The organism is Nonomuraea antri (genome assembly GCF_013283785.1).
Lineage (GTDB): Bacteria > Actinomycetota > Actinomycetes > Streptosporangiales > Streptosporangiaceae > Nonomuraea > Nonomuraea antri.
Genome location: NZ_JABCPZ010000180.1, coordinates 1 through 23,214, shown reverse-complemented (window position 1 = coordinate 23,214; position 23,214 = coordinate 1). Strand labels below are relative to the sequence as shown.

General features: G+C 71.8%; 24 protein-coding genes. 15 read left to right on the top strand and 9 right to left on the bottom strand.

The window, feature by feature from the left end:
• On the top strand, window positions 1-1,046 hold a 1,046-nt coding region (locus tag HII36_RS39980), incomplete at its 5' end, for a PucR family transcriptional regulator (protein WP_173528543.1).
• A gap of 24 nt (window positions 1,047-1,070) precedes the next feature.
• On the top strand, window positions 1,071-1,676 hold the full coding sequence (locus HII36_RS39975; RefSeq protein WP_173528542.1) for a hypothetical protein: 606 nt from the start codon (window positions 1,071-1,073) through the stop codon (window positions 1,674-1,676).
• On the opposite strand, the gene HII36_RS39970 is transcribed toward HII36_RS39975, so the two are convergent.
• Window positions 1,673-2,296: a TetR/AcrR family transcriptional regulator gene (locus HII36_RS39970; protein WP_173528541.1), complete on the bottom strand. Its 624-nt coding sequence runs from the start codon at window positions 2,294-2,296 to the stop codon at window positions 1,673-1,675. The genes HII36_RS39975 and HII36_RS39970 overlap by 4 nt on opposite strands.
• Before the next feature lie 291 nt (window positions 2,297-2,587).
• Here HII36_RS39970 and HII36_RS39965 point away from each other — a divergent pair, with 291 nt between their 5' ends.
• Complete coding sequence (locus tag HII36_RS39965; RefSeq protein WP_173528540.1) at window positions 2,588-4,015, top strand: aldehyde dehydrogenase family protein; 1,428 nt, start codon at window positions 2,588-2,590, stop codon at window positions 4,013-4,015.
• Here the strand turns inward: HII36_RS39965 and HII36_RS39960 are convergent.
• Genes HII36_RS39960 through HII36_RS39950 form a run of 3 tightly spaced genes read right to left on the bottom strand, consistent with a single transcriptional unit; the run spans window position 4,012 to window position 6,807 of the window.
• Window positions 4,012-4,512, bottom strand: coding sequence for a GNAT family N-acetyltransferase (locus HII36_RS39960; RefSeq protein WP_173528539.1), 501 nt, complete (start codon window positions 4,510-4,512; stop codon window positions 4,012-4,014). The two genes, HII36_RS39965 and HII36_RS39960, sit on opposite strands and share 4 nt — an antisense overlap.
• 52 nt (window positions 4,513-4,564) lie before the next feature.
• On the bottom strand, window positions 4,565-5,737 hold the full coding sequence (locus tag HII36_RS39955; RefSeq protein ID WP_236004372.1) for a trypsin-like serine peptidase: 1,173 nt from the start codon (window positions 5,735-5,737) through the stop codon (window positions 4,565-4,567).
• A gap of 56 nt (window positions 5,738-5,793) precedes the next feature.
• Window positions 5,794-6,807 carry a trypsin-like serine peptidase gene (locus HII36_RS39950; RefSeq protein ID WP_173528538.1) on the bottom strand — a complete coding sequence of 338 codons (1,014 nt, stop codon included), beginning with the start codon at window positions 6,805-6,807 and terminating at the stop codon, window positions 5,794-5,796.
• 196 nt (window positions 6,808-7,003) lie between these two features.
• Between HII36_RS39950 and dxr the strand changes: the two genes are divergently transcribed.
• The 7 genes from dxr (at window position 7,004) to HII36_RS39915 (ending at window position 14,672) form a co-directional block, all read left to right on the top strand.
• Entirely contained in the window at window positions 7,004-8,191 is a 1,188-nt protein-coding gene (dxr, locus tag HII36_RS39945; protein WP_173528537.1) for a 1-deoxy-D-xylulose-5-phosphate reductoisomerase, read from the top strand.
• A gap of 42 nt (window positions 8,192-8,233) precedes the next feature.
• Window positions 8,234-9,397: a flavodoxin-dependent (E)-4-hydroxy-3-methylbut-2-enyl-diphosphate synthase gene (ispG, locus tag HII36_RS39940; RefSeq protein ID WP_173528536.1), complete on the top strand. Its 1,164-nt coding sequence runs from the start codon at window positions 8,234-8,236 to the stop codon at window positions 9,395-9,397.
• 92 nt (window positions 9,398-9,489) lie between these two features.
• Window positions 9,490-10,011, top strand: a complete 522-nt coding sequence (locus tag HII36_RS39935; RefSeq protein WP_173528535.1) for an RNA polymerase sigma factor — start codon at window positions 9,490-9,492, stop codon at window positions 10,009-10,011.
• Complete coding sequence (locus HII36_RS39930; RefSeq protein WP_173528534.1) at window positions 10,008-11,171, top strand: CU044_5270 family protein; 1,164 nt, start codon at window positions 10,008-10,010, stop codon at window positions 11,169-11,171. Before HII36_RS39935 ends, HII36_RS39930 begins: the two co-directional genes overlap by 4 nt.
• Window positions 11,172-11,334: 163 nt before the next feature.
• Window positions 11,335-12,951: an alpha/beta hydrolase gene (locus tag HII36_RS39925; protein ID WP_173528533.1), complete on the top strand. Its 1,617-nt coding sequence runs from the start codon at window positions 11,335-11,337 to the stop codon at window positions 12,949-12,951.
• A 36-nt stretch (window positions 12,952-12,987) separates the two neighbouring features.
• Entirely contained in the window at window positions 12,988-13,830 is an 843-nt protein-coding gene (locus HII36_RS39920) for a GNAT family N-acetyltransferase (RefSeq protein WP_173528545.1), read from the top strand.
• A 23-nt stretch (window positions 13,831-13,853) separates the two neighbouring features.
• The gene (locus tag HII36_RS39915) at window positions 13,854-14,672 is read left to right on the top strand and encodes an NmrA family NAD(P)-binding protein (RefSeq protein WP_173528532.1); all 819 of its coding nucleotides are present in this window, start codon (window positions 13,854-13,856) and stop codon (window positions 14,670-14,672) included.
• A gap of 27 nt (window positions 14,673-14,699) precedes the next feature.
• Here the strand turns inward: HII36_RS39915 and HII36_RS39910 are convergent, their stop codons facing one another.
• Both HII36_RS39910 and HII36_RS39905 read right to left on the bottom strand, forming a co-directional pair.
• On the bottom strand, window positions 14,700-15,077 hold the full coding sequence (locus HII36_RS39910; RefSeq protein ID WP_328808102.1) for a DUF3037 domain-containing protein: 378 nt from the start codon (window positions 15,075-15,077) through the stop codon (window positions 14,700-14,702).
• The gene (locus tag HII36_RS39905) at window positions 15,074-15,883 is read right to left on the bottom strand and encodes a HipA family kinase (RefSeq protein ID WP_173528531.1); all 810 of its coding nucleotides are present in this window, start codon (window positions 15,881-15,883) and stop codon (window positions 15,074-15,076) included. Before HII36_RS39905 ends, HII36_RS39910 begins: the two co-directional genes overlap by 4 nt.
• Before the next feature lie 110 nt (window positions 15,884-15,993).
• Between HII36_RS39905 and HII36_RS39900 the strand changes: the two genes are divergently transcribed.
• On the top strand, window positions 15,994-16,482 hold the full coding sequence (locus HII36_RS39900; RefSeq protein WP_173528530.1) for a MarR family winged helix-turn-helix transcriptional regulator: 489 nt from the start codon (window positions 15,994-15,996) through the stop codon (window positions 16,480-16,482).
• Here HII36_RS39900 and HII36_RS39895 read toward each other — a convergent pair.
• The gene (locus tag HII36_RS39895) at window positions 16,469-17,023 is read right to left on the bottom strand and encodes a hypothetical protein (protein WP_173528529.1); all 555 of its coding nucleotides are present in this window, start codon (window positions 17,021-17,023) and stop codon (window positions 16,469-16,471) included. The two genes, HII36_RS39900 and HII36_RS39895, sit on opposite strands and share 14 nt — an antisense overlap.
• A gap of 61 nt (window positions 17,024-17,084) precedes the next feature.
• On the opposite strand from HII36_RS39895, the gene HII36_RS39890 reads away from it, so the two are divergent.
• Window positions 17,085-17,630 (top strand): TetR/AcrR family transcriptional regulator, encoded by a 546-nt coding sequence (locus tag HII36_RS39890; protein ID WP_173528528.1) that lies wholly within the window; start codon window positions 17,085-17,087, stop codon window positions 17,628-17,630.
• A gap of 13 nt (window positions 17,631-17,643) precedes the next feature.
• Here HII36_RS39890 and HII36_RS39885 read toward each other — a convergent pair whose 3' ends face one another.
• Together HII36_RS39885 and HII36_RS39880 are read right to left on the bottom strand one after the other, a co-directional pair.
• Entirely contained in the window at window positions 17,644-18,516 is an 873-nt protein-coding gene (locus tag HII36_RS39885) for a TIGR03619 family F420-dependent LLM class oxidoreductase (RefSeq protein ID WP_173528527.1), read from the bottom strand.
• A complete protein-coding gene (locus HII36_RS39880) occupies window positions 18,513-19,760 on the bottom strand; it encodes an LLM class flavin-dependent oxidoreductase (protein ID WP_173528526.1) in 1,248 nt (415 codons plus the stop codon). The genes HII36_RS39885 and HII36_RS39880 overlap by 4 nt, the downstream gene beginning before the upstream one ends.
• An 87-nt stretch (window positions 19,761-19,847) precedes the next feature.
• Between HII36_RS39880 and HII36_RS39875 the strand changes: the two genes are divergently transcribed.
• The 3 genes from HII36_RS39875 to HII36_RS39865 all read left to right on the top strand — a co-directional run.
• Window positions 19,848-20,657 (top strand): LLM class F420-dependent oxidoreductase, encoded by an 810-nt coding sequence (locus tag HII36_RS39875; protein ID WP_173528525.1) that lies wholly within the window; start codon window positions 19,848-19,850, stop codon window positions 20,655-20,657.
• Window positions 20,658-20,666: 9 nt separating this feature from the next.
• A complete protein-coding gene (locus HII36_RS39870) occupies window positions 20,667-22,025 on the top strand; it encodes a serine/threonine-protein kinase (protein WP_173528524.1) in 1,359 nt (452 codons plus the stop codon).
• A 108-nt stretch (window positions 22,026-22,133) separates the two neighbouring features.
• The coding region (locus HII36_RS39865) for a serine/threonine-protein kinase (RefSeq protein WP_173528523.1) at window positions 22,134-23,214 on the top strand (1,081 nt) is incomplete at its 3' end.

The window sequence follows — 23,214 nt, the reverse complement described above, 5'->3', positions numbered from 1 at the left end:
GCGGTGGGGCGGCGGGTGAGTCGGGTGGGCGCGTGCTGGCCAGCCTGGCGCTGTCCGGCCCGGACGAGCACGTCATCGTCCAGCCGCTGGGCGGGGGCGGCCCGCGCCCGCGCGGCTTCTTCGCCGTGGGCTCCGGGCAGCCGTTCTCGCCTGTCACGCACACCGTGATCAACGCCGCGGGCTCGCTGCTCACGCTGGCGCTGGAGCAGGGCAACGCCCAGTCGGAGTCCGTCCGCCGGGTCAGGACGGCCGTGCTCGAACTGCTGCTGGCCGGGGCGGAGGAACAGGCACGCGAGGTGCTCGCGCCGCTCGGCGCCCGGCTGCCCGACCCGCCGCTGGTGGTGCTCGCCGCCCACGCCGAGGCGCTGGAGACCCTGGAACCGCACACGTTCACGGCCCGCCTGCGCGAGCGACGGCCCGCGGAAGGCGCGCGTCCGGACGAGCCCGCACGGGCGGACGCCGACGACGGCGTCGTCGTCGCGCTCGTCTCGGAACGGCCGACCGAGAAGACGGCCACCGCCGTCCCCGAAGGGCGAGCCGAGAAGACGGCCACCGCCGTCTCGGAGGGGCCGGCCGAGAAGGTGGTCGCTGGGTTCGAGGGGCGGGCGGAGAAGGTGGCCGCCGAGGTGTCGGGGCCGGTCGGGCTGAGCTCGCCCTGCGATTACGGCGACCTGCGCGGCGGACTCGACCAGGCCAGGCGCGCGCTCGACAGCAGCCGGGGCGGCACCGTCAGGTTCGGCGAACTGGCCGGTCAGGGCCTGCTCGCCCTGCTCGACCCGGCCGCCGCGCGCGCGTTCGCCGCCGCGTTGCTGGCCCCGCTGACCGGATACGGCTCGCGCGCCGACCTGGTGGAGTCGCTACGCGCGTACCTGGACAGCAACGGCCACTGGGACGCCGCGGCCCAGCGCCTGGGCATCCACCGGCACACCCTGCGCTACCGGATGAAACGGGTCAGCGAACTGCTCGCCCGCGACCTCGACGACCCCGGCGTACGCGCCGAGCTCTGGCTCGCCCTGGAAGCGTCCGGACGACAGCCCCAATCGTGATCAGCCGCTGCCACGATCACTGTCATGAGGAAAACGATCGTGACGCTGGCCGCCACCTGTGGCGCCCTGCTGATGACCGCCGCCCCCGCACAGGCAGTGACGGCGGCGCCCAAGGATCCGGTGAAGGCGCTGAAGGCCGAGCTGACGCCGGGCCGCGGCGTTCGCTTCACCGACTCCACCACGGTCTCCGACGAGCGCGGCGAGGACTCGCTGCTCCGGCGCACCGGCACGTTCGAGTTCAGCAGGAAGGGCCTGGCCGCCGCCGACATCACGGCCAAGCTGCGCACCCCGATCGCCGCGCTGACCGACACGCGCGTGCCGGAACGCTCGATCGTGATCGGCAAGGTCTGCTACCTGTCCGGCGGCACCTGGAAGGAGCAGATGCCGGAAGGCAAGACCTGGTACCGGACGAAGGGCTTCGTCGGCGGCTCGGCCTTCTTCGGCCAGGTGATCAACCCGGTCGAGCCGGCCACCCTCGCCGCGCTCGTCAAGAAGGCCAAGCCGGGCAAGAACACCTACACGGGCACGATCACCTACACGGGCACGATCACCTTCAAGGAACTCGACAAGGTGTCGCCGTGGTTCAGCGCGCCGGACCCGGCCAAGGTCACCACCAAGCTCGAGGACTAGTTCTTCTCCACCAGGTAGCAGCAGATCGTCGCCGTGGTGACCGCCTCGTACGTGCGGCCGTCGCGCAGATGGCCGGCGCGTTCGAGGCTGATCGCGCCCTGGGCGGCGGCCCACAGCGCGTCGGCGATCTTCCGCGGCTGGGTCGGCACGAGGTAGCCGGTCGAGATGCAGTCGGCGATGGCCCGGTCGAGGATGTTGAGCGCGGCCCTGGCCAGCGTTCGCGCCCGCTCGCTCGGCTCGAAGCCGGGGATCGCGCGTTCGAACATCAGGCTGTAGTAGCCGGGCTCGGCCAGGCACGCCTGACGGTAGGCGGGGCCGAGCGCGGTCAGGTGCTCGAACGGGGTGCCGCGCTGCGGCACGGCTTCGAGGAAACGGCGAAAGCGTTCGAATCCCTCCAGATAGAGCGCTTCCGCCAGGCCCTCACGGTTGCCGAACATCGTGTAGATGACGGTCGTGGTGCAGCCGGCCTCGGTGGCGATCCTGCGCATGGCCAGGCTGTCGGGGCCGTCGGTCTGCAGCAGGTTCACCGCCACGTCGAGGAGGCGGGAACGCAGTTCGTCGTGAGTGGCGCGCTCTCCGAGGAGATAGGCGCCTTGCAGCCCCATGGGTGTGGAGGTCATGAGATCTCCCTCGCGCCCGAGGAGCCATGCGTCGTTGTGACCTCACGCTGTTCGGTCACGGGGCCCACGCCTTTCTGCTCGGGGGCCCGCCGCGCTGGAGACCCGCACCCGATGACTTAGCCATAGCGGAGATCGTTCAAACCGCTCCGCATGGTAAACATCCCGAATTAGGTCTACTTCTGTTACATCCTGGGTATACAACAGGGCTTGTACTTAACGGTGAGCGCTCGTGAGAGTCTTGTGCACGGTGGTGTAAATCCCCGATCTTACAGTTGGCATAACGTCATGGGTATGGACGTGCGTACCTTCTGGCTCGCCGGTCGTCCCGCAACCGGGGACGCCGAGCTCACCGTGACCAATCCCCACGACGGTCGCGAGGTCGGCCGCTACTCCGTGCCGACCGACGCGCAGGTGGAAGAGGCCGTCGCGGCCGCGCACGCGGTCGCCAAGCAGGCCGCCGCGCTGCCCGTGCACGTGCGCGCGGAGGCGCTCGCGCACGTCTCGCGCCGCCTGGCCGAGCGGGCCGAGGAGATCGCCGGCCTGATCAGCGCGGAGAACGGCAAGCCGATCCTGTGGGCGCGCGGCGAGGTCGGCCGGGCCGTCGCCACCTTCCGCTTCGCCGCCGAGGAGGCCCGCCGCTGGTCGGGCGACGTGCAGCGGCTCGACACCGAGCCTGCGGCGGCCGGCCGCCTGGCCTACGTCTCGCGCGTGCCCAAGGGCCCGGTGCTGGCGATCACGCCGTTCAACTTCCCGCTGAACCTCGTCGCGCACAAGGTCGCCCCGGCGATCGCGGTCGGCGCGCCGGTCATCGTCAAGCCCGCCCCGGCCACGCCGCTGTCGTCGCTGGTGCTGGGCGAGATCCTGGCCGAGACCGACCTGCCCGCCGGCATGTTCTCGGTGCTGCCCGTCGAGAACGAGCGCGCCTCCGCGCTGGTGCACGACGCGCGCCTGCCCGTCGTGTCCTTCACCGGCTCGGCGCCGGTCGGCTACGCCATCGCCGACCAGGTCCCGCGCAAGCACGTGACGCTGGAGCTCGGCGGCAACGCCGCGGCCGTGGTGCTCGCCGACGCCGACCTCGACTGGGCGGCCCAGCGCATCGCGCTGTTCTCCAACTACCAGGCCGGGCAGAGCTGCATCGCCGTCCAGCGGGTGATCGTCGAGCGGTCCGTGTACGACGCCTTCGTCGAGCGCCTGCTGCCCGCCGTGGCCGCCCTCGTCACCGGCGACCCGGCCGACGAGAAGACCCAGGTCGGCCCGCTGGTCTCCGAGCACGCCGCCGAGCGGGTCGAGCAGTGGGTCCAGGAGGCCGTGGCCGCGGGCGCCAAGGTCCTGGCCGGCGGCACCCGCGAGGGCGCCACGGTGGCCCCGACCGTGCTGGCCGACGTCCCGCACGACGCCAAGGTGGCCTGCGAGGAGGTCTTCGGCCCGGTCATGATCCTGCAGCCGGCCGCGTCCATCGACGAGGCGTACGCGCTGGTCAACGACTCCAAGTACGGCCTGCAGGCCGGCGTGTTCACCCGGTCGCTGGACGCCGCCTTCCGGGCCAACCGCGAGCTGGAGGTCGGCGGCGTGATCATCGGCGACGTGCCGTCGTACCGGGCCGACCAGATGCCGTACGGCGGGGTCAAGGACTCGGGCATCGGCCGCGAGGGCCTGCACTCGGCCATGGAGGACCTGACCTACGAGAAGGTCATGGTCCTGACCGGCCTGACGCTCTAGGCGGAATGCCGCTCGTGTCCCGTGATCCGCGGGACACGGGCGTTCGCCGTGGACCCGATCCGCTTCTCGAAGCAGACGCTCTGGCTGGAGTCCACGTACTCGCCGAAGCGCGGGATCTGCTGGAACCCGGACGACGTGTAGAGGCCGACGGCCTCGGCGAACAGCCGGCCGGTCTCCAGGCGGAGCACGGTGACGCCCGCCTCTGCGGCCAGCGACTCGACCTCGGCGAGCAGCCGCCGCGACAACCCGCGCCCGCGCCAGGCCGGCCGCACGTACATGCGCTTGACCTCGCCCGCCCCCGGCTCCATCGGCTGGAGCCCCGCGCACCCGACCGCCTGGTCGCCCTGCCACAGCACCAGGAACGAGATGCGCGGGTCGAGCGGCGGCTTCAGCGCGTCGTCGACGACGCCCCTCTCGCGCTCGGCCAGCTCGGCCTGCTGCTCGTCGCAGAGCTCGACGACGATCGGGTCGGTGGACGGCGGCCGGGTGATACGCATGCGGAAACGATAGGGAAGGCGTGTTTCGCGGGCGTTGCCGGGATATGTCCGGCTAGGCGCGTTGTGCCGTGGCGTACAGGGTCTTGGCGGCGTCACCGAGGTACGGGCCGTACATGGTGCGCTGGTCGTCGCTGTACTTGAAGCTGCTCAGCGACGTGATCGTGCCGCGCCCGGTGACCGGGTCGAACGTCGACATCCACGGCCCGCCGCTCGATCCCGCGGTCATGTCGCAGCCCAGGCCCTGGTCGCGGGTCTGGCCGTGCGGGTCGTCGCGCAGCCGTCCGGCGCAGTAGACCAGGTGCTCGCCGTCGTACGGCGGGTCGGCCGGGTAGCCGAAGCCGAAGGCCTGGCCGCCGCGCGGGGCGTTGAACGCGATGTCCTGGGTGCCCACCACGTCGGCCACGTGCTTGCCGCGCCAGGGGGCCAGGGCGACCATGGCGATGTCGTAGTCGTCGTCGCCCTCGCGCGACCAGGGGCCGGCCACGAACATGCGGCGGGCGGCGTACTGGCCGTGGGGCTGGGCGTTGCCGAGGCCGTAGCCGGGGACGAACGTCCAGTTGGCGGCCCATTCGCCGGTGCCGTCCTTGACGCAGTGGCCGGCGGTGACGACCACGTCGCGGTTGGCGCTCTTGATCGTGCTGGCCGAGCAGACGAAGTCGGTGCCGGCCAGGGTCAGGAAGACGCGTCCGGTGGTCCTGGCGACGGCGCCGCCGGTCATCCAGCGCGAGCCCAGCGTGGTGGCCTGGGGGCGGGTGGCGGCCTGGTGCCGGGGGACGCCGAGTTTCGCGGCCGCGCCCGACAGGTCGGGCGCGGTGCGCACGCCGGCCTTGCCGGTCAGCCCGCTCGCCCCGCCGGTCAGGCCGCCCAGCCCCAGCCCGTCGCCCGGGCCCGCGGATCCGGTCAGTTCCTGGACGTCGCCGGCGATCTTTCCGACCTCGCCGGTGAGGTCGCCGACGAGGCCGCCGCTCTCGCTGACGAGGTCGAGCAGGTTGATCGGCAGGGCGGCGGCCATGCGTTCCGGAGTCCAGTAGTCGATCACTCGCTGGAGGTCAGCGGGGCTGCGGGCGGCCGTGTGCTCGACGACCTCGCTCCGCTTGGCCGTGTCGACGGGCGAGACGGCGGGGCGGTCGGCCTGCTGCGGTCCGGGGGCGGCGCCGACGAGCGCGGGGCCCAACAGCCCCGCGACGAGCGGAGCGGCCGCGAGCAGGGGGGTGCTCAGGGTCATGCCCCCCGAGTGTGCACTACGAGATGTGTTCTTGTGACTACTTTCCGGTAAATCTCTTAGAGTGCGTTGGTGCTTTGGGCGGCTTGATAGACGGCCTGAGCCTCATTTCCGAAATATGGGCCGAACATCCAATTCGGCGCGAAGTTGTATTTGAAGCTGTTGACCGAGTTCTGGGTGCCGAGCCCGGTCGACTCGTTGAAGTTCACGAACCACGGGCCGCCGCTGGAGCCGCCGGTCATGTTGCAGGTCAGGCCGAGGTCGTCGGAGAGCAGGAAGTCGTCGAACGCCCGGCCGCTGCAGTAGATCAGCCGCGACCCGTCGTACGGCGCCGCCGCCGGGTAGCCGAATGCGTGCATCTGCTGCCGTCTGGCCTGGTTGAACGCCACGCCCTGGCCGCCGACCGCGTCGGTCAGCGACCGTCCCTGCAGCGGCGCGACCACGGCGGCGGCGACGTCGAAGTTGATGTCCTCGCGGGCGTTCCACTGCTGGGTGGTCAGCAGCCGGGTGGCGGGCCAGGTGCCGAAGGGGCGCGTGCCGCGGTCGTAGCCGGGGACGAACACCCAGTTGGTGTGATAGGCGCCGCTCAGCTTGACGCAGTGTCCCGCGGTCATCACCACGCTCTTGTTCGCGCTGGTCACGGCCGAGCCCGAGCAGGAGGCGTTGCGCCCCTGGGCGGTGGTGAAGAAGACGCGGCCGGTGGTGCGGACGACGGCGCCGCCGCCCGTCCACGGAGAGCCGGCGGTGTTGGCCGCCTGCTGCCGCGTGCCGCCGCCGGGCGGTGAGGTGGGCGGGACCTGCCACGGGGTGCCCTCGGTCGGCTCGCCGGGCTCGCCCACCGCCATCTTGGCCGAACGCTTGGGCATGGGGGCGGACAGCGGCTGGGCGTCCTCCATCTTGTCCGCCGTCCAGTACCGCAGGACCGCCCGCTGCTCGCCGGTGGAGTCGGCGGCCGCGTGGGCGGCCGGCTTGGGGTCGGCGGTGACCGCGGCGGCCGCCGTACCTGATGGGAGCAGGGCCGCGCTCGCGGCGGTGAGGGTGAGGACGGAAAGCAGAGCCAGTCTGCGGCGCATTAGGTACCTCCAGAAACCGGACCAGGGCTTGGAAGGTAGCGGCCCCAATATCGCGATTTCTCAAGTTATGCGCATACCGATATAGCGATATTCAGGCATAAAGCTTCTCGATTACCGCACGTCACACTGGTGACGCAATTGTGGAGGTGTCGCGGCCCCGGGCCCGGGCGCGGCCGGAAGCGGGGACAATGGACGGGTGCAACAGACCCTCCGCTCCGTCGTCGTCCTCGGCTCCACCGGCTCGGTCGGCACCCAGGCTCTCGATGTCATCGCCGCCAACCCAGAAGGCTTCCGTGTCACCGGGCTCGCCGCCGGCGGCGGCCGGGTCGACCTGCTGGCCGAGCAGGCGGCCGCGGTCCGCGCCGAGGTGGTCGCGGTGGCCGAGGGCGCGGCCGTCCCGGCGCTGAAGGAGGCGCTGGCGGCGCGCGGCGCGCACCCCGAGGTGCTGTGGGGTCCAGAAGGGGTCGCCGAGGTGGCCGGCCGGCGCTGCGACGTGGTGCTCAACGCGATCACCGGCGCGCTCGGCCTGACCTCCACGCTGGTCGCGCTCGAAGCGGGCAGCACGCTCGCGCTGGCCAACAAGGAATCGCTGATCATCGGCGGGCCGCTGGTCAAGCGGCTGGCCAAGCCCGGCCAGATCCTGCCGGTCGACTCCGAGCACTCGGCCGTGCAGCAGTGCCTGTGGGCCGCAGGGCCCGACGGCTACGACCCCGACAGCGTCAAGCAGCTCGTGATCACGGCCAGCGGCGGCCCGTTCCGCGGCCGCACCCGCGCCGAGATGGCCGATGTCACGCCCGAGATGGCGCTGGCGCACCCCACCTGGTCGATGGGCCCGCACATCACGATCAACTCCGCCACCCTGGTGAACAAGGGGCTGGAGGTGATCGAGGCGCATCTGCTGTTCGACCTGGGCTTCGACCGCATCGAGGTGGTCGTGCACCCGCAGTCGATCATCCACTCCATGGTGGAATACGTCGACGGCTCGACCATCGCCCAGGCCAGCCCGCCCGACATGCGGCTGCCGATCGCGCTGGCGCTCGGCCACCCGTTCCGGGTGCCCGGCGCGGCCCGGCCGATCGACTGGTCCGCCGCGCACACCTGGACCTTCGAACCGCTCGACGACACCGCCTTCCCCGCGGTCGCGCTGGCCAGGCAGGTGGGCGCGGCCGGCGGCACCGCGCCGGCCGTCTACAACGCCGCCAACGAGGTCTGCCTCGACGCCTTCCTCCGCGGCGAGCTGCCGTTCCTGGGCATCGTCGACACGGTGGCCGAGGTCGTCGCCGAGCACCGGGCCACCCCGGCCGACTCGGTCGAGGAGGTGCTGGCCGCCGACGCCTGGGCCCGGGCCCGTGCGGCCGAACTCACAGCCGGGCAGTCCCGTTAGCTACCTAGACTGGGTAGTGTCGTCGACACCTAAAGGGTTGAAATGTCTTCTGTAGCACTCGGAATCCCGACGGTCCGTCCCAAGCCGCTCGCCGAACGCCGCCACTCGCGGCAGATCATGGTCGGCAGCGTGCCCGTGGGCGGCGACGCGCCGGTTTCCGTGCAGTCGATGACCACCACGGTCACCGCCGACGTGAACGCCACCCTGCAGCAGATCGCCGAGTTGACCGCGTCGGGGTGCCAGATCGTCCGGGTGGCGGTGCCGTCGCAGGACGACGCCGACGCCTTGCCGATCATCGCCAGGAAGTCGCAGATCCCGGTCATCGCCGACATCCACTTCCAGCCGAAATACGTGTTCGCCGCGATCGAGGCCGGTTGCGCGGCCGTCCGGGTGAACCCGGGCAACATCAAGAAGTTCGACGACAAGGTGGGCGAGATCGCCAAGGCGGCGGCCGAGCACGGCGTGCCGATCCGCATCGGCGTCAACGCCGGCTCGCTCGACCCGCGCCTGCTGCAGAAATACGGCAAGGCCACGCCCGAGGCGCTGGTGGAGTCGGCGCTGTGGGAGTGCTCGCTGTTCGAGGAGCACGGCTTCCGCGACATCAAGATCTCGGTCAAGCACAACGACCCGGTCGTGATGATCAACGCCTACCGGCTGCTGGCCGCCAAGTGCGACTACCCGCTGCACCTGGGCGTCACCGAGGCCGGTCCGGCCTTCCAGGGCACGATCAAGTCCGCGGTGGCCTTCGGCGCGCTGCTGGCCGAGGGCATCGGCGACACGATCCGCGTCTCGCTGTCCGCGCCGCCGGTCGAGGAGGTCAAGGTCGGCGCGCAGATCCTCGAGTCGCTGGGGCTGCGCGAGCGCGGCCTGGAGATCGTCTCCTGCCCGTCGTGCGGCCGGGCCCAGGTCGACGTCTACACGCTGGCCGAGCAGGTGCAGGCCGGCCTGGAGGGCATGAAGGTGCCGCTGCGCGTGGCCGTCATGGGCTGCGTGGTCAACGGCCCCGGCGAGGCGCGCGAGGCCGACCTGGGCGTGGCCTCGGGCAACGGCAAGGGCCAGATCTTCGTCAAGGGCGAGGTCATCAAGACCGTGCCCGAGTCGCAGATCGTCGAGACCCTGATCGAGGAGGCCCTGCGCCTGGCCGAGGAGATGGGCGTCGAGGTCGACCTCGACGATGACTCCGGCCCGCAGGTCACGGTCGGCTGAGAGAAGTTTCTCCCGCACCGCTGTAACACTGAGGCCCGCGCGACCACTACCCGGTGTCAAAGGAAACCTACCGGGGTGAAGGGAGCGTGGGTGTGTCGGAAGACGCACAGCGGTTCACCCGTATATACGACGAATGCCGCCAGCGCGTGTGGGCCTACGCGGTCAGCCGCGCCGGGCGTCAGGTCGCCGACGAGGTGGTGAGCGAGACGTTCGCCATCGCCTGGCGGCGGCTCGACGACGTGCCCGAGCAGGCGCTGCCGTGGCTGCTCGGCGTGGCGCGCAACGTGCTGCGCGACAACATCAGGGCCGAGGTCCGCAGGGAGTCGCTCGGCGCCGAGCTGCGCGCCTGGGCCGAGGAGGACGTGGCCGACCAGGTCGCCGACCGGTTCGCCGTGCTCAAGGCGCTGACCACGCTGTCGGACGACGACAGGGAGCTGCTCGTCCTCGTCGCCTGGCAGGGGCTGAGCCCCCGCGAGGGCGCCCGCGTCATCGGCTGTTCCGCCACCGCGTTCCGGGTGCGGCTGCACCGGGCGCGTAAACGGCTGGAGCAGGCCATGCAGGGGCCTACGGCGCCGCGTCCCCGGGTGATGAATCTCAGTGAGGAGTGGTCATGAACGCCATGGACGAGCTGCGTGACTCCCGTCCCGCGCACCTGGCAGACCGCGCGGTCGACCCGGCCACCAGGAGCGCCGAGCTGTCGCACGCCATGGCGGGGGCCAGGCGGAGCGGGCGCGCCCGCAGGCGGGCCCGCCCGGCGTGGGGGCTCGGGCTGCTCGGGGCCGCGGCCGCGCTGACCGCCGCCGCGGTCGTCGTGGTCAACGGCACGGGCGGCGCGCCGCGGGTGAAACCCGGGGTGGCCCAGCCGGCGCCCACCCAGAGCAGCAGCCGCCCCGTCGAGCTGTCGGCCAGGCAGATCCTGCTGGCCGCCGCGGAACGCGCGGAGAGCACGAAGGAGACGACCGGCGCCTACTGGCACACCGCGTCGGTGAACAGGTCGCTGTTCCAGGCCGACGGCTTCCGCCTGCTGGAACAGAGCAGGCTCGAAAGCTGGACGCCGTCGGCCGTCGGCGGCGAGCAGTGGAGCAGGAGCACCCCGCTCGGCGCCCGGCCCGCCACCCCCGAGGACGAGGCGGCCTGGCGGGCGGCGGGCTCCCCGGCCAAGGTCGCGATCGACCTCCCGGGCAAGCCCAAGGGCTCGTTCATGCTGCCGATCGAACCGGGCCGCGCGGAGCTCACCCACGCCCCGCTGGTCGACGGCGACAAGGTGTTCTGGCTCGGCAGGAACGTCACCATGAAGGACCTGCGCGGCCTGCCGGCCGAGCCGGGCGCGCTCAAGAAATGGCTGCTGCGCTCGTACGCGGGCCACGACACGGAGTCCAGCAGCAAACCGATGTCCTCGGACGCCTGGCTGTTCGCCGTGAGCGCCGGGCTGATCGTCGACATGCCGGTCACCCCGCAGGTGCGCGGCGCGGCCTTCAGGATGCTCGCCGACCTCGACTCGATCAAGGTCATCCCCGAGGTCACCGACGCCGAGGGCCGCACCGGCAGTGCCGTCGCCGTCGAGCAGCCGGCCCAGGCCAAGGCCGGCGACCCGGGCAAGGCCGGCGTACTGGAAGACCGCCTGATCGTGGACGTCTCCACCGGCCAGGCCCTGGCCAGGGAGAACGTCGTGGTCGAGCCGGGCGGCCGGCAGGCGGGCTTCGCGCCGGGCACGGTCTGGAACTCCCAGGCCGTCCTGACCGCGGGCTGGACGGACACCGAGCCGAACGACTGATCGGCGCCGCCCGCCGCACCTCGACGGAGGTGCGGCGGGTCTGGCTCGATTACGGCGTGCAATGCTGCGATTACAGATTGGCAAGCTTTTCCTCATAGCCCCTGTCGTCCCCCTGTCGCTCGCGGGAGCATCGCTAGGCCTATGACATTGGGGGAGGGGTCGGGTGAAGCGAGTTCTTGGGGTGGTCACCGGCATCGCGGTGCTGCTGACGCAGTTCGTCCACGGCGGGGTGGCCGCCGAGACGCCGGCGGTGGTGGCGCAGGGGCCGGCCTGGGGGGCCTGCCCGCAGGAGCAGGGCAAGCCGGTGGCCGCGAACGTGGAGTGCGCCAGCGTGCGCGTCCCGCTCGACCACCGGGATCCGTGGGGGCACTCGATCACGATCGCGCTCAACCGGATCAAGGCCAAGGTCGCCCGCGACGCGAACCATCTGGGCACGCTGCTCGTCAATCCCGGCGGCCCGGGGGCGTCGGGGCGGCAGCTGGCCGAGTTCGTCTCCATGGCCCTGCCGAACAAGCTGGGCGAACGCTATGACGTCATCGGGTTCGACCCGCGCGGGGTCGGCGCCAGCCGGCCGTCCGTGCGCTGCGTCGACCCGGACGTCTACTACAAGGCGCCGCGCCCTGACGCCGTGCCGCACAGCCGGGCCGAGGAGCAGGCGCTGCTGGACCGGGCGAAGGAGTACGCCAACCGGTGCGGCGACATGTGGGCCTGGCTGCTGCCGCACCTGACCACGGAGAACTCCGCGAGAGACCTGGACAGGATCCGCGCCGCGCTGGGCGAGGAGAAGATCAGCTACCTGGGCTACTCGTACGGCACCTACCTGGGCGCGGTGTACGCCACGCTCTTCCCCGACCGGGTCAAGCGCCTGGTGCTGGACAGCGTCGTCGACCCGACGGGCGTCTGGTACCGCTCGAACCTGACCCAGGACCCGGCCTTCGAGGGCCGGCACCGGGCGTTCCTCACCTGGGTGGCCAGGCACCACTCGGCGTACAAGCTGGGCAACACCACCCGGCAGGCGTCCTTCGCCTTCTACGCGATGCGCGACAGGCTGCGCGGCAAGCCGGCGGCCGGCGTGATCGGGCCGAGCGAGCTCGACGACACCTTCACCATCGCCGGCTACAGCGACCGCACCTGGCCCGAGCTCGCCCAGGCCTGGTCCGACTACGTGCGCAAGGGCGCGACCAAGGGCCTGCAGGACGCCTACGCCAAACACGGCAAGAACGACGCCGAGGACGAGAACGGCTACGCCATCTACCTGGGCGTGCAGTGCCGTGACGCCCGCTGGCCGCGCGACTGGGCCGTCTGGCGGGCCGACATGACCAGGATGCACCGCCACGCGCCGTTCCTGACCTGGCCGAACGCCTGGTTCAACGCGCCCTGCGCGTTCTGGAGCGTGCCCGGCGGCACCCCCGTCCGCGTGACGGCCTCGCCGAAGCTGCCGCCGATCCTCATGATCCAGTCCGTGGGCGACGCGGCCACCCCGTACGAGGGGTCGCTGGTGATGCGGCGGCGCTTCCCGTCGGCCCGCATGGTGGTGGACCGGGGCGGCAACCACGGCGTCTCGCTGGGGGGCAACCGCTGCATCGACGGGCACCTGGCCGCGTACCTGGCCGACGGCACCCTGCCTGCTCAGGACACCTCCTGCCGGGCGATGCCGGCGCCCGAGCCGGCCCCGAAACCGGCGACCGCGCAGAAGGCGCACATGTCGGCGCGGGCCGGGTCGCCCCTGCCGGTCGGCCCGCTTGGTCACGATCGGCTCACCGAGGTCATCGCGAGATGAGCTAATCGGTGGTCGTTCGCGTAGTCTGACCATGTGATGCTGCGTACATCGGCGTCGCGCGTGCTCGATGACAGCGACCGGGACGAGGTCGTCGCCCTGCTCGACACCGATCCGGTCGCCAACGTCTTCGTCTCCTCCCGGGTGCGGACCGTCGGACTCAATCCGGCGCGGCTCGGGGGGCAGATGTGGGGCTTCGGACCGCGCGGCGGGCTCCTGTCGCTCTGCTATGCCGGGGCCAACATGGTGCCGGTCAACGCCGGCCCAGAAGCCGTGCACGCGTTCGCCGACCGTGCCCGCAAGCAGGGGCGGCGGTGCTCGTCCATCGTGGGCCCGGTCGACGCGGTCTCGCTGCTGTGGGAGCGGCTGGAGCCGTACTGGGGGCAGGCGCGGGCGATCCGCTGGGCACAGCCGGTGATGGCCACCTCGCGCAAGCCGCCGGTGCCGGCCGATCCGCTGGTGCGCCGGGTGCGTCCGGAGGAGTTCGAGATCCTGCTGCCCGCCTGCGTGTCCATGTTCACCGAGGAGGTCGGCGTCTCGCCCAACCTCGGTGACGGCGGGGCGCTCTACCGCACCCGGGTGGCGGAGCTGATCCGCATCGGCCGCTCGTACGCGCGCATCGACCACGGGCGGGTGGTGTTCAAGGCCGAGGTCGGGGCGGTCACCCCGCACGCCTGCCAGATCCAGGGCGTCTGGGTCGATCCGGCGCTGCGCGGCCAGGGGCACGCGGTGGCCGGCATGGCCGCGGTGGTGGAGGCCGCGATGGCCTGCTTCGCGCCGGTGGTCTCGCTGTACGTCAACGACTTCAACCACGCGGCCAGGGCGGTCTACCGGAAGGTCGGCTTCCAGGAGGTCGATACCTTCATGTCCGTGTTGTTCTAGCGGCGTGTTCTAGCATCGGGAACATGATCCTTGTTACGGGTGCGACGGGGAACGCGGGCGGCGCGCTGGTGCGTACGCTGGCCGCGGCGGGGGCGGACGTCAGGGCGCTGGTGCGGCGCGCCGCCGATCTGCCGGCCGACCTGGCGATCGGCGATCTGAACGACCCGGCCTCGGTGTCGGGCGCGCTGGACGGCGTGCGCGGGGTGTTCCTGCTGGCCGGGTACGACCGGATGGCCGAGACCCTGGCGGCGATCAGAAAGGCCGGGGTGGAGCACGTGGTGCTGCTGTCGGCCGTCGCGGCCGAGGCGACGAATCTGGACAATCCGATCTCGCGGTATCACGTGGAGTCCGAGGCGCTGGTGCGGGAGTGCGGGGTGCCGTGGACGATCCTGCGGCCGCGTACGTTCATGTCGAACACGCTGCGCTGGGCCGACCAGATCAAGACCGGAAATGTCGTGAGAGAGGCGTTTCCTGATGCGGCCGTGGCGACCGTCGACCCGCTCGACATCGCCGCGGTGGCCGCCGCGTCCTTCCTGGACAAGGGCCACGACGGGCAGGTGCACGGGCTGACCGGCCCGCAGGCGCTCACCCCGGCTGAGCGGGTGACGATCCTGGGGCAGGCGCTGGGCCGCGAGCTGACCTTCGAGCCGCTGACGGACGAGGAGGCCAGGGCCCGGATGACCGCCGCGATGCCGGCCGCGTACGTGGACGCCTTCTTCGGCTTCTTCGCCCGTGGCGAGCTGGACGAGGCCACCGTCCTGCCCACGGTCGCCGAGGTCACCGGCCGGCCGCCGGCCACCTTCGCGGAGTGGGCGACCGCCAACGCCGCGGCGTTCCGCTAGCGCGGCGGCCGGGCTTCGCCGGAGGGCCTACAGCCGGACGAGCTTGTCGAAGAGCCGGGCCAGTTCGGTGCCCGGGTCGCCGGTCAGCCCCGCGTGCACCGGGCCGGTCTGCACGATCGTGCTGCGCGGCGCGGTCAGCCAGCGGAACCTGCCGCCCAGCGGCTCCCTGGCCAGCGGCCCGGTCTTGTCGTCGCAGGCCAGCTCGTAGGCGCCGAGCGCCTGGCGGACGGCGTCGATGTCGGCGCCCGGGTCGAGCGCGCGCAGCCGCGCCGGGTCGAGCTCGACGCGCGCGCACAGGAAGTCACGCGGCTGGCAGTACAGCAGCACGCCCGCGTTGATCAGCTCGCCCCGCTCCACCCTGGGCACCACGCGGATCACCGCGTATTCGTACACGTCCCTGGTCACCGGCCGCCTCCCCGCCAGAACTCGCCGACGGAACCCGGTCCCGTGCGCTGCTGTGTCGTCTGCTGGGCCGTGAGCCAGTCGTGCGGCTCCCGCGCCCGCCGCAGCAGATGGTCGACGTAAGCCTGGCGCACGTCCTGCGCCGAGTCGAATCCGGGCTCGCCGTCCAGCCACTCGTCGGGCACCGCCGCGGTCACCGATTCGAGCAGCTCCCTGGTGATCTGCGCCGACAGCTCGGCGCCCGCGCCGCTCACGTCGGTGGCGAACGGCGCGAGCACGTGGTCGCCGGCGTCGAACGGCCGGCGCGGGTCGGCGGTGCGCCAGTTGTGGTGGAACCACAGCGCCGCGCCGTGGTCGATCAGCCAGATGTCGCGGTGCCAGACCAGCAGGTTCGGGTTGCGCCAGCTCCGGTCGATGTTGTGGATGAGGCCGTCGAACCAGACCACCCGGGAGGCGAACACCGGGTCGGGCGTCCAGGCCAGCGGCTCGAACCCGAGCGCGCCGGGCAGGAAGTCGACCGCCAGGTTCAGGCCGGTGCTGGCCTTGAGCAGGTCTTGAACCTCCTCGTCGGGCTCGCGGATGCCGAGCTGGGGGTCGAGGTCGATGAGTTTCAGCTCGGGGGTCCTGAGCCCGAGGCCGCGGCCCAGCTCGGCGGCGATGATCTCGGCGACCAGCACCCGGCGGCCCTGGCCGGCCTCACGGAACTTCACCACGTACGTGCCGAGGTCATCGGCCTCGACGACGCCGGGCAGCGACCCGCCCTCCCTGAGCGGGGTCACGTAACGCGTGGCCGCGATCTTTTCCAGCACCACACGAGGTTATCGCCGTCCGGGCGGTTCGGGGGTGTTGGCCCCGGTTCGGGGGCGGCCACTCGATAGCTGTCGCGACAGCAACTGTTGCAACAGCTATAGTGGGGATCATGACACATGCACCGGAAGCGCCGATCGGGCTGATCCTGGGTGGCGGGTCGCTGCTCGTCCAGGTGGGGCGGGAGCTGAACACCGAGACGGAACGCCGGCTCGCCCCGCACGGCCTGACCGCGCAGCAGGCGGCGCTGCTGCTGTACGCGGCGAGCGGGCAGAGCACGCCCAGCGCGCTCAAGAGCCGGCTCGGCACCGACACCGCGGGGATGACCCGGCTGCTCGACCGGCTGGCGGCCAAGGGCCTGCTGCGGCGGGTGCGGCACCAGGAGGACCGGCGCTCGGTGGTGGTGGAGCTGACGGCCGAGGGTCACGAGCTGGCCCACGTGTTGCCGCCGGTGTTCGGCGCGATCAGCCTGGCGGCGTTCTCCGGGTTCTCCGGGCAGGAGATCGGCCAGGTCAAGGACATGCTGGAACGCATCCTGGGCAACCTCGCCGCGGCACGCACCGCGCCCCGTCCGGCCGGGGACGCCGTCAGCGGGCCCTGAGCGCGCGGGCGCGGATGGCGGCGAGCATGACGCGGCGGACGAACCCGCTGCCCAGCCGGATCACCACCCAGTAGCGCAGGAACGCCTGTCTGGCGTCCGGGCTGGTGGCCTTGACGCGGGTCTCGGTGGTGAGACGGACCCGGCCGTCGCCGGTGTCGTCCAGCAGGAAGCTGAACGTGGCCTTGGCGAATCCTGGCCGGTCGAAGGCGTGGAAGGCGTCGGGTCCGTCGACGGCGCCGACGTTCTCCGCCCGGCCCAGCCGCCACCACTGGCCGATCACGCCCTGCACCAGCTCGCGCCCGGGCTCCTCGGCCAGCGGGGTGAAGTCCGGCAGGTCGCGCTGGGCGTGGCCGTTGCGCAGGCGGGAGATCAGGTCGCGGGCCGCGAACAGCGGCTTGGCCAGGCGGATGTCCCTGGGGTCCTGGTGGGTGACCGCGTCCCAGACCCGGTCGCGCGGGGCGTCGATGACGATCGAGTGGCGTTCCGCCGCGTCCGGTGACGGCATGAGCCGGTCGGTGAGCGTGAGCTGGACTGACTTCATGAAAGCCTCCATACGGGTGCGTATGGTCCGACTATACGGCGGCGTATGGCAGGCTGATCGGGTGGGGCGGTTGAATGCGGACGACTGGGCGCGCGCGGCGCTGGCCGCGCTGGCCGAAGGCGGGCTGGCGGCGGTCGCGGTGGAGCCCGTCGCGGTGCGGCTCGGGGTGTCCAAGGGCAGCTTCTACTGGCACTTCGCCAACCGGCGCGCGCTGGTCGAGGCGGCGCTGCGGCGCTGGGAGGCCGAGACCGAGGAGGTCATCGCCGGGCTGGAGAGCGTGCCCGACCCGGTGGAACGCATGCGAACGCTGCTCGGGCTGGCCTTCGGCGACGGGCACGACGCGGCCGTGTCGTTCCGTCTCATCAGCGAGGCGGACGACCCGCTGGTGGCGCAGGTCGCCCGGCGGGTGAGCAGGCGGCGGCTGGCGTTCATGCGGGCCACCATGGAGGAACTGGGGCTGGCGCCGGAGGAGGCGCACCGGCGGGTGCTGGCCGGTTACGGCAGCTACCTCGGCCTGGCCGCGCTGGCGCGCATCGGGGCGCTCACCGAGGTGCCGCCCGACCTGGTCGACCAGGCGATGGCCGCGTTCGGGCTGCCCGAGCGCTGACCTCCGGGGCGTCTCACCCGCTCTTCGCGATGACCTCCTCGGCGAAGCGTTCCATGGTGGCGAGCTTGAGCTCCAGCGTGCCCTCCCCGTACCTGGCCTTCTCCTCGGGCGTGGCCAGCCACCACGGCGCGGCCATGGTCCCGGTCACGCCCTTGTCGGCGAAGCGGCGGTAGGTGTCGGCGTCGGGCAGCACGGCCAGCGGGGCGATGATCTCGAAGGGCCCGGTCCGGCCGTATTCGTCCAGGTGCCGCCGGAGTCTGGCGAGGACGTCGTCCAGTTGCTCCTCGGTGTAGATGCGGTTGCCGATCCAGCCGTCGCCCAGCCGGGCGGCGCGGCGCAACGCGGCCTCGCTGTCGCCGCCCACCAGCACCGGGACGTCACGCGACGGCGTCGGGGAGATCGACAGCGGCGGCAGACCATCCAGCTCGACGCTCTCGCCCGACCACAACGACCGCAGCACCGGCAGCATCGCGTCGAGCCGCCGGCCGCGGGTGTGGAAGTCCTGGCCGGTGCCGGTGAACTCCTCCTTGCACCAGCCCACCCCCACCCCGAACGTCACCCGGTCGCCCGACAGCACCGCGGCCGTGGACACCAGCTTGGCCACGGTGAACAGGTCGCGGGCGGGCGCGATGTACACGTTGGGGGAGAAGCGCAGCGACGTGGTGACCGCCGCCATCGCCCCGATCGTGACCCAGACGTCCGGCCAGTGCGTGGTGGCGTCCCAGCGCGGCCGGCCCGACGACGAGTACGGGTACGGCGAGGCGAAGTCGGCGTAGAACAGGTGGTCCGACAGCGTCAGCGTGTCGAACCCGCAGCGCTCGGCGGCCCGCGCCAGCTCCAGGAACTGCCCCGTGTCCGCGAACGAGGCGCCCAGCCAGTACCTCACTGGAACTCCGGGATGACCTTGGTGGCGAACAGCTCCAGGTTGCGCTTGACCGTGTCCAGCGGGAGCACGCCCTGCTGGCCCTGCATGTACAGGCCGAACCACTCCAGGTCCGGCATCCGGTCGAGCATGCGCTGGATGCCGCGCTTGACGTCGTCCGGGGTGCCGAACAGGGCCATCTCCACGTCGTTCATCCGCTTGGCGTCGCCCTTCTCCGGGGAGATCGGCTTGTGCTTCTCGTCCTCCTTCTTGCGCAGCACCTCCAGGTAGCCGAACGGGCCGAAGAAGGCGGCGAAGTCCTTGGGGATGCTGCGGCCGAAGGTGTTGATCGCCTCCTCGGTGGTGTCCGCGATCCCGACGATCTTCAGGATGCCGGTGTGCTCGCCCAGCTTGTAGTGGCGGCCCTGCTTGGCGGACTCCTCCTGGTACAGCTTGGCCTTGGCGGCGTGGTCGTCCGGGTTCGGGGTGAACATCCAGGGCAGGATGTCCTCCTGGGCGGCCCTGATCACCGAGCGGTCGGAGATCGTGAAGGGCTGCCAGAGCTCGGGGTGCGGGTTCTGGTACGGCTTCGGGCAGACCGAGATCGCCTGCACCCTGCCTTCGTCGTCGAGCTCGCCGGGCGCGCCGAACGTGCGTGTCCACTCCTGGGCCGGCCAGCCCTCGATGCCCTCGTACGGGTAGGGCACCTGGTAGTCCAGCACGTCCGACTTGTAGCGGAGGGTCTCCTGCGTCCAGGCCAGCTTCATGATCTTGAGCACTTCGCCGAACACGTCGAAGTTGCGCGTGTCGGACGCCGAGCCGTCGGAGCGCGCGGCCGCCGCCTGCCAGCGCTGGCCCAGCACGTTCATCCACCGGTTCTGGTAGCCCCGCGCCACGCCCAGCCGCAGCCGGCCCTTGCTGAACTGGTCGAGCAGGGCCACGTCCTCGGCCGCCCTGATCGGGTCCCAGGCGGGCAGCACCAGGCCGAGCGGGGCGAGCAGGATCCGCTCGGTGCGCGCGGCCAGGTCGGTCAGGAACATCAGCGGGTTGACCGAGAACTCCATCCCCTCGGAATGGAAATGGTGCTCGGTCATCATCAGCGCGTCGAACCCGACCTGGTCGGCGTGCACGGCTATCTCCCGCACCTCGTGCAGCAGCTTCTGGTACGACTCGGTGTCGCGCCCGATGGGCCGTTTGGCCTTGGCGTTCTCCTCGGCCGCGTAACCAGAGCCTGGAATCTGCGGGTTCAGGAAGATAGAAAACTTCACCGGGGACCTCTTTCCGCGGGATGGTTCTCAGCAAGGTACTCTGGAAATCTTAACCGAGCAATCGCTTGGTTCACATGGGGAGGCCGTATGAGGCTGGGCGTGACCATGTTCGCCACGGATCTGTCCATGCCGATCCAGGACCTGGCCAGGGCGGCGGAAGAGCGGGGATTCGACTCACTCTGGGTGCCCGAGCACACGCACATCCCGGTCTCGCGGCGTACCCCGCCGGCGGGCGGCCAGCGCGAGCTGCCCGAGGAGTACAAGCGCACGCTCGACCCGCTCGTCGCGCTCTCCTACGCCGCCGCCGTCACCACCCGGCTGCGCGTCGGCACCGGCATCCTGCTGGCCGCCCAGCGCGACCCGATCGTCACCGCCAAGGCCCTGGCCAGCCTCGACCACCTGTCGGGCGGGCGGGTCGCGGTCGGGGTCGGGTTCGGCTGGAACGTGGAGGAGATCGAGAACCACGGGGTGCCGTATCGGGAGCGGCGCGCGGTCACCCGCAGGAACGTGCTGGCCATGCAGGCGCTCTGGCGCGACGAGGTGGCCGCCTTCGACGGGTTCGAGCCGTCCTGGTCGTGGCCCAAGCCGGTCTCGCCGCTGCCCGTCCACCTCGGCGGGGCTGCGGGGCCGAAGCTGTTCGCCCAGGTCGCCGAGTACGCCGACGGCTGGATGCCGATCGGCGGCCACGGCGTCAAGGCCGCGCTGCCCGCCCTGCGCGAGGCGTGCGAGAAGGCCGGCCGGCCGATGGCCCGGGTCATCCCGTTCGGCACCCGGCCGACCAGGGAGAAGCTCGACTACTTCGCCGGGCTCGGCATCGAGGAGGCGGTCGCCACGCTGCCCAGCGGTCCCGCGAATGTCATCCTGCCACTCCTGGACGAATACGCCTCCCTGTCATAATGGCGGGCTATGTCGGAGCTTCGTGCCGATGACCCTCGGCAGCTGGGTTCGTACCGGCTGTCCAAGAGGCTCGGCCAGGGTGGCCAGGGTGTCGTCTTCCTCGGCCACGCCCCGAACGGGGCACAGGTCGCGATCAAACTGCTGCACGCCTCCATGTCCAGCGACCCCCAGGTGCGGCGGCGCTTCCTCGGCGAGGTCGAGGCGGTGCGCAGGGTCGCGCCGTTCTGCACCGCGCAGGTGCTCGACGCCGACCTGGACGGCGACCGCCCCTACCTGGTCAGCGAGTACGTCGACGGCCCCTCGCTGCGCGAGCACGTGATCGCCAACGGGCCGCGGCTCGGCGGTTCGCTCGACCGGCTGGCCATCGGCACCGCCACCGCGCTCGGCGCCATCCACCGGGCCGGCGTCGTGCACCGCGACCTCAAGCCGGGAAACGTGCTGCTCAGCCTGGACGGCCCCCGGGTGATCGACTTCGGCGTGTCACGGCTGATGGACACCGCCGCCACCACGAACCAGATGCCCGTCGGCACGCCCGCCTACCTGGCGCCGGAACGGATCAAGGGCGAACCCGCCGGTCCCGCCGCCGATCTGTGGGCCTGGGCGCTGACGGTGGCCTTCACCGCGAACGGGCGGCACGCGTACACGGCCGACACCTACCAGGAGGTCCTGGCCAGGATCCTGTACGGCGCGCCGGACCTCGGCGTGCTGTCCGGCCGGCTGCGCGAGATCGTCGAGGCGTGCCTGGCGCCGGAGCCCGGCCGGCGGCCCGACGCCGAGGAAGTCCTCCGACGGCTGCTCGACCAGCCGGTCGGCGACGTGCTCACCTCCGGCGCGCGCGCCGCGCTCGGCCCGGCGGGGGACTCCATATCCGGCCGTGTGGACACCGGCGAACTGGGCGCGACCTGGTCGGTGACCGACGAGAGCGGCCGCCCCGACGACACCGCGGCCACGCCCGCGCCCCGACGCCGGCTGCGCCGCTGGCAGGTGATCGTGAGCGTGGCCGGCCTGGCCATGGGCGTGTCCGGATTCGTGTTCTGGCTGCGCGGCGCCCAGGGCCCCGGCCTCGACGGAACCTGGACCGGATCGGCCACCCACCCCAGCGCCGGCCGGGTCTTCCCGATGGAGATGCGGATGGCGGCGGACGGGGAGTCCGGCATGCGCTGGGGCGCCGATCTGCACTGCACCGGACGGCTGGAGCCGACCAGGAGCGCATTCGTGTACACGCTCACGAAGGTCAGCGGCGCGGAGTGCCATCCGGGGACCGTGCGACTCGTCCCCTCCGATGACCCGAACCGGATGGACATCAAGGTGAGCCGCGAAGGTAAGGACGTGGTGGCGTACTCGGGCACGGTTCTGCGTACCTCCTGACCCGCAGTGTCACAGTCAGGTGGCGATTGCGGTGACAATCGTTGACTCTCCGCCGCCGGTTGCTTTCAGTGGAAGGGACGAAGGGGTGGCGGCGAGGGGAGGCGCCCCGTGCCAACGGCGCAGCCGCTCAGAACGGGGGACCCGCAGAGACTCGGCGACTACGAGTTGTCGGGACGCCTGGGGGAGGGCGGCCAGGGCGTGGTGTTCCTCGGCTCGGACGGCGAGGAGGCCTACGCGGTCAAACTGCTGCACGGGTCACTGGGTGACGAGCGGGCGGCCTTTCTGCGCGAGGTGGAACTGGCCAAGCACGTCGCGCGGTTCTGCACCGCCCAGGTGATCGACGCCGGCTTCGACGAGGGCCGGCCGTACATCGTGAGCGAGTACGTGGACGGCCCGTCGCTGCAGCGCGAGGTCGCGCTCACCGGGCCCAGGCGCGGCGGCGCGCTGGAACGGCTGGCGGTCGGCACCGCGACCGCGCTGGCGGCCATCCACCGGGCCGGGATCGTGCACAGGGACTTCAAACCGCAGAACGTGCTGCTCGGCTCAGACGGGCCGCGCGTGATCGACTTCGGCCTGGCCAGGGCGCTCGACGCGGCGGCCACGGTCAGCGGCAGGGGCGTGGGCACCCCGGCGTACATGGCGCCCGAGCAGATCACCGCCCTGGCGGTCACCGGGGCGGCGGACGTGTTCTCGTGGGGCGCGACCATGTGCTTCGCGGCCAACGCCAGCGCGCCGTTCGGCCAGGACTCGGTGGCGCCGGTGCTGCACCGCATCCTCACCGCGCCGCCCGAGCTCGGCCGGCTCGACGGGCGGCTGCGCGTGCTGGTGGAGGCCTGCCTGGACAAGGACGCCAGGAACCGGCCGAGCAGCAGGGAACTGCTGTTCTCGCTGCTGGAGGAGTCGGACGCGCCGCTGCGCTCGCCGAGCCCGCTGGTGCCGACGCCGCGCACGCCCGCGACGTCCGGGCCCGACGCGCTGGGATCGGCCCCGATGAACGGGTCGGGACGGGCCGGCGGGACGCCCTCGGCGCCGCTCGCCCAGCCGGAGGCGACCGGCGCGTTCGACGGCTACCGGCTGCGACCGGCCGAGCCGCCCCGGGCGGTCGCGGCGTCCGACCCCGGCGAACCGGCGGCCCCAAAGGCGGACGGCAGCGGCCCGGTGGGCGGTGGGCCGGTGGGCAGTGGGCCGG